Origin of the sequence: Streptomyces sp. NPDC048142 (assembly GCF_043202835.1) — a bacterium.
Lineage (GTDB): Bacteria > Actinomycetota > Actinomycetes > Streptomycetales > Streptomycetaceae > Streptomyces.
The window spans coordinates 1-11,516 of record NZ_JBIDBC010000067.1 but is presented as its reverse complement, the minus strand read 5'-3'; the positions used below and the strand labels follow the sequence as shown (position 1 = coordinate 11,516).

The window sequence follows — 11,516 nt, the reverse complement described above, 5'->3', positions numbered from 1 at the left end:
AGCCTCGGCTACCTCAGCCCCGCCGAGTACGAGACCGTACTCGCAGCCTGACCACCACACCAATGGTGTCCGTCAAAGCAGAGCAAGCTCAGCAGCCACTTCAACCGCGCAAGGTCGGTCTTCGCTTGTACGGCTTCAACAATAGTCAGCGCGGACACGAGGACGGGAACTCCAGCCTGCCGGGAGGCCTCGATGCGAGCCGCCATACCGCGGTCGTTGCGCAGGAGCAGAGAGAGCGCCTCGGAGTCGAGCACCAGCGAGCGGGCCGACTGCTCCTTCACGCGGCGCCCCGCTCGGTGTTCTCGTCTGCGAACAGCTCGCGACGAGCGGCTTCGATCTCCTGCTCCGTGAGCGCGCCGTGCTCTTCTTCGTGGGCCGCGACGATCTCAGCGAGCCCGTCCATGGCGAGCTGGTGCCTGACAGCCTCGGTGACGTAGCCGGACAGCCCTCGGCGGCCGGTCCTTGATCGGAGTTCACTGACCAGCTCGGAAGGCATGGATACGGAGATGTTCTCAGTGACTCCGGAACGATTCTGCTTCATGGAATCAGTGTAAGACCATCTCTATTACATTCGCGAGATCGTCCGTGCACCCGCCTGCCGCGTCGGAAGCGTCCTTCATGGAAGATCCCGCTCGATGTGGCGCTTGCCTTCATGGTGCCGTTCGAGGCTGATGTGAACGCAGCGCTGAACGCAGAGAGTAGTTCGGACTGACAGTCGGCGGAGTCATCTCCTGAATCGCTGAAATCGACTGTCCGGCCCTACGGAAGCGCCGCCTTCGATCGATTGATCAGCCGGAGCTCGCCCTGCGGCAGGGCAAGTGCTACCGCTCCGCACGGCGCAGGAACTGCCAGCCCAGCGCCGCCAGGGTGAGCGTCTGCACAAGTGAAGTGAGCACGAGTACGGGGTGAACGGTGGGGGAGCACCAGAACGCGATCGTGCAGACCATGGGCAGGATCAGGTACGTGAACAGGTCCACTGCTGTCTGAAACCGCTTGCGCATGGTGCGGCCCGCAACATTGCGGTGATAGACCTCCCAGCCGAACACCGCGCCCCGGGCGGAGGAAAGTTCCCCCAGACGCGGCCCCAGTCGGTCGCGGACGTAGCAGCCGATCGCCGAGATCTTCTCGTCATTGACCAGGTAGGTCCAGCCCAGGATCAGACAGATGGCGGGGGCGGAGAGCAACAGTCGGGGCTGTCCGCTGTGGACAGTGACCGCCACGACCGCAGTGACCGCGGCGAGCGTGAAGTAGAGGAGGTTGTCGCGGAATCCTATGCGGGTCTTCTGCTCCTCCTTGAGGCGGTCGTACTCGGCTAGCAGGACTTTGCTCTCGGTGACATCGTCCATGGAGGTCACAGCCATTCGTCTGCTCGATTCCAGGTCAGTCGGCGACCTGGAAGGGCGTCAGGTTGTCGGGGTTATGCCGTTCGACCCAGTCCTTCCCGTCCGCCGCGATGCCCTCCAGGAGGCGGAAGGTATGGGTGAAGCCGGCGGAGTTGAGGCTGATCTCGGAAATCTCCCGAGCGCTCTCGTCCGGCGCCAGTTGATGGGCATCGGCGTCCTTGACGCGGATTCTCCGGGCCGGTCCGTTGGTGAGGACGAGCTCCAGGTCGTAGCCGACATCGGCGTTCTCCGTCACCTGCACCGAGGACAGGGCGTCGAACCGGTAGTTGCTCCGCTGCTCGTTCTTGCGCGTCGAGTCGGAGAACGTTAGCTCGGAGCTGACTTCGCGGATGCCGTCCCGGGTGAACAGGAACAGGCGGATGACGTAGTGCGAGGTCCGCCATGGGCCGCCCTGGACCCGGGCCCGTCTGTAGTGGCGCGCCGGGGTCACCAGGATGGTGTGCGTGATCAGATCACGCCAGGTGAGCCGGTGGTGTCGCAGCGCCTCATCGACGAACGTGGTCTTGTCGCAGGTGAGCCAGGTCTCCATTTCCCGCTCACTGGGGCGGGCCGAGTCCAGGAGCGCCTTCCAGCGTTGGTGGGCGTCCTGCCGTGCGGCCAGTTCTTTCTGGTACTCCAGAGCCTCCCGGGCCAATCGGTGCCGTTCACGCCGGGCCTTCAGCCACAGCTGAGCGGCCGCGTGCCCTGACCAGGCCGCACCGAGCAAGGCCAGGAACGCCCACAGCGGACGCGGCTGGGCGGCACCCGAGACCGCCGTGCCGAACCCTGACAGGGCCGCGGCGCCGAGAACGGCGAGGGCTGTCACGGTCAGGACCTTCGTCCTGGTCAGCGTCCGGTCCTGAGGGTGTCGATCGAAGAGGGTGCCGCTGTTGTGTCGGTTCCGGGTCTCCTCGGCGAGGTACCGGATAAGCCAGGTGACTCGCTCCACACCGATCCGGCTTTCCCGGTAGAGGTCCGCGACCTCGGCGGCAAGGCTGCTGCGGATCTCGGTGGTGTGCGCGAGCCAGGCGTCCGGGGTGAACCCGTGGGGTGTGCGAACTCTGAAGTAGTGGTCGAACTTATGGTGAACGCCTTTGGTGAATCCGCCCTCGGCAGGTGCGGGACTGTGTGGCTCTGAGGCGTCTGCCCCGGCCGTTTCGGCCGGCCGGGATCCCCGGCCCCACCACTGGACGCCGCAACGGGCCGCGGTGTGGCCCGCGCCGAGTGCCACCAGTGACTCGAGAACCGCCTGGGCTGGATGCGCGATCCATGCCAGGGCCCCAAGGACCACACTGCTGACCACGAACACGGCCACCCGGAGCGGAAGGGCTGCCTGCGCAGCGGCAGCGGCCGCAGTGCTCAGGCGGGGGCGTACGGCCCGTGCCCCGATGGGGTCGGGCTCGAAGTAGGCCCAGACCCGCTGGGCCCGGTCGTTGCCGAAGCGCTCTGCTGCAGCCCGTTCGAGGGTCTCCGCCCACAGCTCGTCCTTCAACCCTCCGGTAAGCATGAGGTCGAGGTGGCGAAGGATCGCGTCATGCTGGCGGGACGGCAGGTCCTGCAACTGCTTCAGTACGGGGCCGGTCGCTCCGCCGGCAGTGCCGAGCGCCGCCAGCAGGTCGAAAGTGACGCGCAGGGCTTCTTTCCACACGTCCTCTACGTAGGCTCGCACGAGCCCGGAGGCGTGGTGCAGCCGCTGGACCTCTTCGGTGCTGAGGTCGTGGTGTGTGCGTGCGCTGAGCATGGCGAGCACCCAGTGGAACCGAACCTCCGCGTTGTGGTAGCCATGAGCGATCGCATCAGTGATCATTTCGCGGGCGCGGCTGGGGATGCCGTCTTCCAGGAGGCGCACGCCCACCCTGTACTTCTCCTGCGGTGAAGCGTCCGGGTGGACGAAGTAGACATTGGAGTTGTGTACGGTCTCTGCCTGGATCCCGATGGTGGAATCGTACGCGGCCGCACTGTACGTAGCATCGTTGCTGTCGCTCATGCCCGGCCACCGGCTGAGGTGATCAAGGGGGCCAACTCGGCCAACAGCTCGGGACACTCCACGACCAGTCCCCGCAGTCTCCTCAGCGTCATTGCCGCGCGCTTCGACGAATCAGGAGTGCCTCCCCCGGCCGACCGGAGGGCGGACTCCAGGTCGACCAGGGCCTCCTGGTACGTGTCCTTGTCGAGGGCACCTTCAGTGTGGTGCCGCCCCAGAGTTTCGCGGAAACCATTGAGTGCCGCGATCAGGTCGGTCGGGCCGGACTCCTGCGGAGTCGTGTTCATGTGAACGCTGCTGCCCGTGACCGAGCCGGCCATGATGCCGACGGTGCTGTTGTGGGCGGTGTTGCTGACATGCCGGCCGAGCCGGTCGGCTGATGGGACCCTGTCGTCGCGGGGTACGGGAGCTTCTTCCTGTTCCCCGGCCAGTTCCACCGCCAGCCGGATGGCGAACGCCGCTGCGTTTGCTGCGGCCTGCGGCTGTCGAGTGCGGTCGTCAGCGCTGTTCTTCGTGCCGTCCGCTCGGTCGCTGATTCCGCGGATGATGGCCACCGGCGCTCCGTTGAGATGGCCGGCCTGCGCTACCCCGGCCGCCTCCATTTCGATGGCGAGTGCGTCGTTGTAGTGCTGCCGGATCCACTTCGCCTCGGCCGAGATCCTTGAGTTCTGGACGACCTCGCCGGCGGCGATCGCCCCGAAGCGCACCTGCGGCGCGTCTTCGGGACCGGAGGCGGAATCCGCCCAGTCGTTCAAGCGAGCTACGTGCGCGGCGAGTTGGCTGATGCCATGGGGTGCTTCCCATACCCGAGGGCGGGCTTTGAGCCCGTCGTCCTCGCTGGTCCCACCGTGGTAGGCGTACACGTGTGATGCCACCACAACGTCACCCAGCCTGGTGGCGTCCCATAAGGCGCCGGCGACCCCGACGAACAGCACGGCCGGTGGGGAGAACTCCTGAATCGCGCGTTCGGCGATCACTGCGGAGGATTGGTTTCCCTTGCTCGTCAGACCGAGCGCGACACGGCGTGACGTACCGGACACGGTTCCCACTTCGAATCGAGTACCGCGCTCATGGCGGTGCGCCTGCGGGCTCGTCAGCTTCTGGTGTACAGCCTGATACTCGAGATTGAGGGCGGTGAGAATCACCACCGGGCCATTCGGCATCTACTCCACTTTCCCTCTCGTGTTCTCTTCCGTACCGGACGGCGTGGGTCGGATCAGCGGTGGGAACAGCACGGTTTTTGGACCGGACCGGTACAGTCGTGCAGGCCGGCCGCCCGTGCTCTTGCGGTCCGTGCCGACGGGGACGATGAATCCCTTGGCGGCTTGGACCTTCCGGTAGAAATTGCGAGTGTCGAGTTCGGTGCCCCAGACGGCCTCGTACACTTGTTGCAGCTCTGCGATGGTGAACTCCTCTCGGCAGAATGCCGTGGCCAGCGATGAGAACTCAAGCTTGGTACGCGCGTGCTCGATACCCTCCGTTGCGATTCGGCGGTGATCGAAGGCGAGTTCCATTTCGCCGGACAGCACGGCTTCTGCCGGAAACCACGCGGCATCGGTGGCATCTGTTCCCGCGACCGGGTCGGGCAGCCCCGGCGCGATCGCCAGGTGCGCCACGGAGATGACTCGGCCACGGGGGTCGCGCCCCGATTCTCCGTACACGGCCAGCTGTTCAAGGTGGACCCAGCTGGACGCCAGGGCCGTTTCCTCGTCCAGTTCACGGTGGGCGGCATCCAGAATCTCCTCGCCATCGTGGTTCAGAAATCCGCCGGGCAGGGCGGGCATGCCCCGGAAGGGGTCTTCGCCCCGCTCCACCAAGAGAACGTGCAGGTGGCCTTCCCGCAACGTCAGGATCACGAGATCGACCGTCAGTAGTACATGCGGTGGTGACCACGCGTCATCTTCCATGTTCTACAAGGTACTTCAGTTACTGTCACTTGCACAATAAGAAGGGCGCGGGCTCGCAGTCGCGTTCGACTCCGCAGCCAGGGCGCGGGCGGTGAGGCGCGCCAACCAACCGGCTGGAACCGGCCTCGCCGGTTGTTCCGGATTCAGGGTTCCCGCGACCGGGGCTGCGATACTGCCCGCATGGTGAACCGCCTGGCCGATGCCACCTCCCCGTACCTCCTCCAGCACGCCGACAATCCCGTCGACTGGTGGCCCTGGTCGCCCGAGGCGTTCGAGGAGGCGAGGCAGTGGGACGTGCCGGTGCTGCTCAGCGTCGGGTACGCGAGCTGCCATTGGTGCCACTGCTGAATGTGTAGATCCAGGTAGCTGGAGTGCGTTGCGCACGTGGCGTCAAGGGCCCTCCACCTCGCCGGGTGCATTCACTGAGCCTTTTCAGCGTTGCCTCTCAAGGGTGAGGATCGCCGCGGTGATCGTGCTGAGGCGTGTGGGGCTGCAGCGGGCGTGTCGGAGGACTCGCCAGGACTTCAGGCGGGCGACTCCGCGTTCGACGGGCGCCCGGGCCGCGGACAGGGCTCGGTTGACCGTCTGCTCGGTGGGGGTGAGTTCGCCGCCCGGCGGGCGGCGTTTCGCGGTGGTGACCCAGTCGCCCGCGCCGATGTATGCCATGTCCGCGAGGATCGGGACGCCCTGGCGCTCACAGATCCGGATGATCCTGTGGGTGCGGGCGGCGGTCAGGTCGTGGGTCCGGCCCGGCAGGGCCGGCGACAGCCACAGGATCCTCCCGGTGGGGTCGGTGACGACCTGCACGTTCACGCCGTGCCGTTTGTGCTTGGTGGAGTAGTCGGCCCGCCGGTCGCCGACCCGGTCACACTCAGCGAGGGTGCCGTCCAGGAGCGCGTGGTCGGGATCCGTCTCCCGCAGCACCTTCAGCAGTCCCGGCGCCCGGTCTGCCAGGTGTCCGACGACGGTGGTGACGTAGGCGTGGGCGGTGCCGACGGACACCCCGAACCCGGCGGCGATCTCGGACAGGGTGTCGTGCCGCCGGAGGTGGACCAGGGCGACGAGAGCACGTCGGTGCGGCGGCAGTTTGCAGCGGCGGTCACCCTCACGGGTGACGATGAGCTTGGTTACCCACTCGACCAGGGCGTGGGGCAGGTCGAGTGCGGCAGGATAGGGAACCAACGGGGCTCCTGGGCTGTCGAGTTGAGACGTAGAACACCTCCCTCAACGGCACGGGAGCCTCGTGCGTTGCGGCCACCAGCCCCGTCACCCGTCCGGTGGCCACTCTGAAAAGGCTCACTGCCTCGTGGTGGGTGATGGTCTCGCTCGTCAGGTCCTCTCCTTGATCATCGGATCCGCCGCCTTTGGGGCTCTTCTGCCTGCCCTTGTCGCTCCGCAGTCACGCCTCGAACGGGAAGCGCCTGCTCACTGAGCAGGGGCTCCGTTGTCGCAACACACGGGGCGGGTCCCGCGTGCTGGGTGGCTATTCGGCGGCCGCCTCAGGACTGTGGACTGCGCGCCGGGGGAGTCGACCTTTGTCACCCTGTGCTGCTACCTGGGTTTGACGAAGTGTCAGTTGCTACTCGGCCTTGGGGGAACGTCACGTCGGCATCGTCAGCGGCGCGTCGCTCCAGGCGTCCGGCATCTACCGCGCTGGCGAGGGTCATGGGACCATGTCTGGGATGAGCTTTCCGGGGAACGATACCCAGCCGTGGACGTCGCTCGCGGCCACGATGGATCATCTGACCGACACCTGGGTCGTCTCGACGCCATGGCGCCCCTGCGGCGCCGATTACGCAGACGGGACCTACACGGGGCTTTATCGGGTCAACCTGGAATCCGATCGCAACGTCCGGGCCCCGCACCGACTCCTGTTGCATCACTCGACCACCCTGGAACTGGCCAGCTTCCACACCATGAGCTCGGTGCTGCTCGCCTATTTCGACGGGCATCTTCCCGCCTTTTCCGCCCTTCCTCGGAGGCCATGGGCAGAGGTGCGGCGCCGCATCATGGTCACCTCCAGCAGCGCCCGCCTGCGGCGCCCTGTCTTCGACGCCGAGGTGACCGTACGCTTGACTTTCGGCGAGGTCAGGAACGTGTGGTTGAGCCGTCAGATGGTGTTCTTCACCTGCCTCCTCGACATCGCGGACGGCCGGCACCTCGCTGAAATGGGCATGTGCCTCAATATGCGTGACGACCTCCTCACTCCCTGAGGGCCAGCATGGCCAGTGAGTGCAGATCCGGCCTGTGGAGAGGCGGGTCTTCCTGGTAGCCGACGGCACACGCCGAACGAGATGTTGGCATCGAACCGAAGCTCCGACGTTTCAGGGCGACTTGGGAAGCCCTCCTCCGCTCAACTGGAGCTCTGTTGTGTACGTGACGGTCGACCTGGGCTCTCTCGCGCCGTGGTGGCTGGCGACTCATGCGCTCACATGACTTTGAAACTGCCCTGGGGAGGGGCTCGAGTTTCGACGTTCTGACAGGCTCTGATGCTCACCTGGTGTGATCGAGGCTGGCGGTGGCCCAGGCTGCTGGACGTCGCGGATTTCCTTGCGGTGGGCTGACCGGGATGGGTGGGCATAGATCGTGCGGCGATGATCGTGCGCCTGAGTTTGGCGATCATGTCGGAGAGTGACGGGTCGGTCTTGGTGGTGTACCAGGGCTGGCGTTCGCGCCGCTCGGTGGCGTCGGCGGGGTGGTGGCCGTGGAGCGTGTACCAGATGACGGTGATCGTGTAGCAGTACAGGCCGAAGGGGATGGTCCGTTCGACCGCGCGGCGGGTGCGGCTCTGGGCCGGCCGACGCCGAGCAGGTCGCGGGCCTCGGCGAAGGTGACCTCGATGGAGCAGCGCCACGCGTACCGGCTGACCAACTCGGCGGTCGGGGTGGTGGGATCGGTGCTGATCAGGGCGAGGTCGTAGCCGGTGTCGGTGGCATCGTCGCGCAGGAGGATCAGCCGGACCTGCTGGGTGTGGAAGGAGCCGTACCAGAGGCAGGTCACCTCGGCCAGGAACACCGTGTCGGTCCGCTGGTACCGGTTGACCTGCACTGATGTGAAGACAGCAGTGGTCGCCAGCTCTTTGGCGGTGCCCAGGCGGGCGCCCTTGAGGGCGGGCCGGCCGCGTTTCCCGGTGCGCGGTGGGGCGAGGTCGTAAACGGCGCGTCCGGCGGCAGGAGGTGGCGGGCTATCCGGTGGGACAGGGAGATGCCCAGGATGCCGGGGTCCCACCGGGCGCTGGAGAAGAAGGTGTGCGCGCGGTCGTGCGACCACAGGCGCGACAGGCCGGCGCCGGTAAGCATCCCGGTCACCGTGTTCTTCCCGGTCTGCGCGATCAGCCCCGTGACCAGGGCCGTGAAGGTGCGGAAGGTCGGGGCGGTGAAGTTGCCGCCCACCAACTCCAGTACAGCCAGCAGCGAAGCCGGTACGGTCGGATCGAGGAGCATCGGCGGACTCCCTCTACGGAGGCGATGTGAACACCGCCGATGCTTCTCTTATGTCCGGCCCCAGCACGGCCGATCCCCCAAACCCACCCACCCGGGCACCTCATGCGAGACCCTGCGAGAACGTCGAAAGCCGAGGGGGAAGAAGGCTCCAGTATCTCGGGGAGCCTCCTTCCCCGGTACGGCATCAGCTCAGCCGACAGCGTTGCAGCCCCCACCAAGCGCGGCCAGGGCCCAGGCCCACGCGGTGCGTGGGTGGTGGCCGCGCATACGCGGCCGGTGTCCGGGCCAGGGGGAATCCCGCGCCATCTGCGGCTCATGGACGCCTTCCCGATGACCGTTCAGCGGCAGGGGCCGCACGGTCGAGCTGCGGGAGGCGCCGGCGCGGGAACTCGCGGCCGGGTGATGAGCCGGGTCAGCGGATTTCGGTGACCCGGTGCTCCTTCAGGGCGGCGCAGTTGGAGTTGTCCACCCGTACGTGCGCCCAGTCGATGGTGCCGCCCCAGTTCACGCAGTGGCCTCTGCCGAAGACGTACGCAGGCCCCGCATAAGACCTGAAGAACCCGGCGTCCACGGCTCTCTCGGTGGTGTCGGGGACCTCGATGTGCGTGGCCATGTACTTTACTGTGCCCGGGCTGTTGCTGATGGTGGCGACGCAGTTCTGGCCGTTCGAGGAGTTGTACGTCAGATAGACGGTGCCCAGCGAGCTGATGGGCTCCGAGTTCACGGTCTTGTAGCCGCTGCCGCAGACGTCCTGCGGTGTGACGTTGGGTGCGGCGGACGCGGTCGTACTGAACGCGGCCGTGGCGCCCACCACCAGTGCGGTTAACGCCCCGGCGGCGGCGATCTTGCGCGAGATTCGCATACTTTCCCCTTTGCGTCTCTGGGAGAGCTCTACTCCCACCTGATGTGACCCACGACCAGGATGGATGGTTGTACCGGTTCCGCACCGAGACACCATCCGATTTGGGTGTAGCTCTTCTGGAGGGAAGGGCTGAGCTGGGGGAACGCTGTTCGGGCTGTGGAGTGGGCTGCTCGTCTCTACCGTGGTGGCGGGAGACGGGCTCGCTGTGGAAAATCCGTTAATGATCACTTGGTGAGCGAAACGCTGGCCTGGGGATGTGATTGTTTCAGGACTCTCGGTGGTGTGGTGGGTCTCTGATCTGGGGTTTTGTGGGGCTGTGGCGGCTGGTGTTTGTCCTGATGCGCGGTTTTAGTGAGCTTCTTCGAGGTGGCCGCCGATCGGGTGAAGATCCGTGAAGCGCAACGAGTGAGGCCCCCGGGCTGTTGATCGAGATGTCTGACGTCTCAATTACGTTGCTCGGGGGCCTCGTTGGTCATGCATCCTGCCGCACTCGACCTGCCGCACGCACTCGTGGAGTGGGTCACCATGCTGATCGTCACCCGTGAGGGCGACCGGCGCTGCAAGCTCCGTCCGTCCCAGCGCGCGATGGTGGCACTGGTGTACCTGCGCGAACACACCACTCTGGCGAAGATCGCCGCCGGGTTCGGGATCAGCGAGTCCACCGCCCATGCCTACACCAGCGCGGTCGTCGACCTCCTCGCCGCCCGTGCACCGGGCCTGCTCAAGATGCTGCGCGAGCACGAACCCGACTTCGTCCTGCTCGACGGCACTCTCGCCGAATGCGACCGGGTCGGCGACGGCCGCGCCGACTACTCCCACAGACACCGGCGCCACGGCGTGAACGTGCAAGTCGTCACCGATCCCGAAGGCCGGCTGCTGTGGCTCTCGCCCGCCCTGCCAGGCCGCACCCACGACCTGACCGCCGCCCGCACCCACCGGATCATCCGGATCTGCGAGCGTCAGGGCGTTCCCATCGTGGCCGATCTCGCCTACCAGGGCGCCGGCCCGTGGCTGACCACGGGCATCAAACGCAAGCCCCTGCAAGAACTCACCCCCACCGACAAGACACGCAACCGGGCCCTGGCTGCGACACGGGCACCCGTCGAACGCGGTGTCGCCCGCGTCAAGTCCTGGCGCATCTTCCGCAGGTCCCGCTGCAGCCCCAACCGCATGACGTCAATCGCCAAGGCCATCCTCACCCTGGAGCTGCAACGCTGAAGAGGCTCAGTGAGCCACCCAGCCAAAAACCCGCTCACCCGAACTGCATAAAACGAGGTCAGGAGATGGCCGCCGCGCAGGTTCACCGAGCCTCGACAACGGGCCCCCACGGCACGCGTCGGCCGCGCCCTGGCGACAGCCGGGCCTTCAGCATGGCCGCCACCAGCCCGTACAACCGAAACGGCCCGCCGAGGCTTGAGGATTAGATGCCTCGGTTCACCACTGCATGGCCTCCTGCGGCTTTACCATTTCTATCCAAGAGCTGGACGTAAACGTATTCAGCAGCTCCGCGAGCATCGAAATCAATCGTGAAATTGAAACCCTTGCTGGTGCCCGTCCCACGGCCACAGGCGGTCCTTGTTTCGAAGTACCAGTTCACTCCCTGCTTTATTTGAAAGTTTGCGCTAGCGCACCCTGTAGTGTCCGACTTCACTGTGCCCGTGATCTGCACGCTACGGTTGTAGAAGTTAACCAACCCGTTCGTGTAGCCAACATTCGGTGTGTCCACATTGAACGTGCCACTGTCGAGCGGAGCAGCAACGGCTGTTCCAGTCCCTAGTGTTGCGACAAGTGCCACAGAAATAGCTGCCGTGGACGCGGCTTTAACGAGAGTGCGCATAAGTCCCCCTAGGGCGTGTATCGAATGTGCTGGTCACAGCCACTCGTTGATGGCCGCTACGAGGACAGTCGCCTCGTAGCGGACCGCGAGCTTGTCGTAGC

10 protein-coding genes and 2 pseudogenes are annotated in these 11,516 nt (G+C 65.9%); 3 read left to right on the top strand and 9 right to left on the bottom strand.

Annotated features, from left to right (window positions below; all coding sequences use genetic code 11):
• Nucleotides 1-80: 80 nt before the first annotated feature.
• The 6 genes and pseudogenes from ACGF2Y_RS36300 to ACGF2Y_RS36275 all read right to left on the bottom strand — a co-directional run.
• Nucleotides 81-281, bottom strand: a pseudogene (locus ACGF2Y_RS36300) (DNA-binding protein); the annotation flags it as partial.
• A complete protein-coding gene (locus ACGF2Y_RS36295; protein WP_026290215.1) occupies nt 278-541 on the bottom strand; it encodes a hypothetical protein in 264 nt (87 codons plus the stop codon). The gene ACGF2Y_RS36295 and the pseudogene ACGF2Y_RS36300, both read right to left, overlap by 4 nt.
• A gap of 280 nt (nt 542-821) precedes the next feature.
• Complete coding sequence (locus ACGF2Y_RS36290) at nt 822-1,361, bottom strand: hypothetical protein (protein ID WP_392956296.1); 540 nt, start codon at nt 1,359-1,361, stop codon at nt 822-824.
• A 19-nt stretch (nt 1,362-1,380) separates the two neighbouring features.
• Complete coding sequence (locus ACGF2Y_RS36285) at nt 1,381-3,369, bottom strand: hypothetical protein (protein ID WP_392956293.1); 1,989 nt, start codon at nt 3,367-3,369, stop codon at nt 1,381-1,383.
• Entirely contained in the window at nt 3,366-4,529 is a 1,164-nt protein-coding gene (locus ACGF2Y_RS36280; protein WP_392956291.1) for a purine phosphorylase, read from the bottom strand. Before ACGF2Y_RS36280 ends, ACGF2Y_RS36285 begins: the two co-directional genes overlap by 4 nt.
• Nucleotides 4,530-5,273 (bottom strand): NUDIX domain-containing protein, encoded by a 744-nt coding sequence (locus ACGF2Y_RS36275; protein WP_392956289.1) that lies wholly within the window; start codon nt 5,271-5,273, stop codon nt 4,530-4,532.
• Nucleotides 5,274-5,453: 180 nt separating this feature from the next.
• On the opposite strand from ACGF2Y_RS36275, the pseudogene ACGF2Y_RS36270 reads away from it, so the two are divergent.
• Nucleotides 5,454-5,615 (top strand): annotated as a pseudogene (locus ACGF2Y_RS36270) (DUF255 domain-containing protein); the annotation flags it as partial.
• 90 nt (nt 5,616-5,705) lie between these two features.
• Here the strand turns inward: ACGF2Y_RS36270 and ACGF2Y_RS36265 are convergent.
• Nucleotides 5,706-6,455, bottom strand: coding sequence for a transposase family protein (locus tag ACGF2Y_RS36265; protein WP_392956287.1), 750 nt, complete (start codon nt 6,453-6,455; stop codon nt 5,706-5,708).
• 500 nt (nt 6,456-6,955) lie between these two features.
• Here ACGF2Y_RS36265 and ACGF2Y_RS36260 point away from each other — a divergent pair, with 500 nt between their 5' ends.
• Complete coding sequence (locus ACGF2Y_RS36260; protein WP_392956284.1) at nt 6,956-7,486, top strand: hypothetical protein; 531 nt, start codon at nt 6,956-6,958, stop codon at nt 7,484-7,486.
• A 406-nt stretch (nt 7,487-7,892) separates the two neighbouring features.
• On the opposite strand, the gene ACGF2Y_RS36255 is transcribed toward ACGF2Y_RS36260, so the two are convergent.
• Nucleotides 7,893-8,321: a hypothetical protein gene (locus tag ACGF2Y_RS36255; protein WP_392956281.1), complete on the bottom strand. Its 429-nt coding sequence runs from the start codon at nt 8,319-8,321 to the stop codon at nt 7,893-7,895.
• Nucleotides 8,322-9,128: 807 nt separating this feature from the next.
• A complete protein-coding gene (locus ACGF2Y_RS36250) occupies nt 9,129-9,578 on the bottom strand; it encodes a spore-associated protein (RefSeq protein ID WP_392956279.1) in 450 nt (149 codons plus the stop codon).
• Nucleotides 9,579-10,046: 468 nt separating this feature from the next.
• On the opposite strand from ACGF2Y_RS36250, the gene ACGF2Y_RS36245 reads away from it, so the two are divergent.
• Nucleotides 10,047-10,796 carry a transposase family protein gene (locus ACGF2Y_RS36245; protein WP_392956277.1) on the top strand — a complete coding sequence of 250 codons (750 nt, stop codon included), beginning with the start codon at nt 10,047-10,049 and terminating at the stop codon, nt 10,794-10,796.
• Nucleotides 10,797-11,516 lie beyond the last annotated feature (720 nt).

Bases quoted from the DNA above. Each gene is read 5' to 3' on its own strand.
- ACGF2Y_RS36290 (WP_392956296.1), bottom strand. From the start codon at position 1,361: ATGGCTGTGACCTCCATGGACGATGTCACCGAGAGCAAAGTCCTGCTA.
- ACGF2Y_RS36280 (WP_392956291.1), bottom strand. From the start codon at position 4,529: ATGCCGAATGGCCCGGTGGTGATTCTCACCGCCCTCAATCTCGAGTAT.
- ACGF2Y_RS36285 (WP_392956293.1), bottom strand. From the start codon at position 3,369: ATGAGCGACAGCAACGATGCTACGTACAGTGCGGCCGCGTACGATTCC.
- ACGF2Y_RS36275 (WP_392956289.1), bottom strand. From the start codon at position 5,273: ATGGAAGATGACGCGTGGTCACCACCGCATGTACTACTGACGGTCGAT.
- ACGF2Y_RS36250 (WP_392956279.1), bottom strand. From the start codon at position 9,578: ATGCGAATCTCGCGCAAGATCGCCGCCGCCGGGGCGTTAACCGCACTG.
- ACGF2Y_RS36260 (WP_392956284.1), top strand. From the start codon at position 6,956: ATGAGCTTTCCGGGGAACGATACCCAGCCGTGGACGTCGCTCGCGGCC.
- ACGF2Y_RS36295 (WP_026290215.1), bottom strand. From the start codon at position 541: ATGAAGCAGAATCGTTCCGGAGTCACTGAGAACATCTCCGTATCCATG.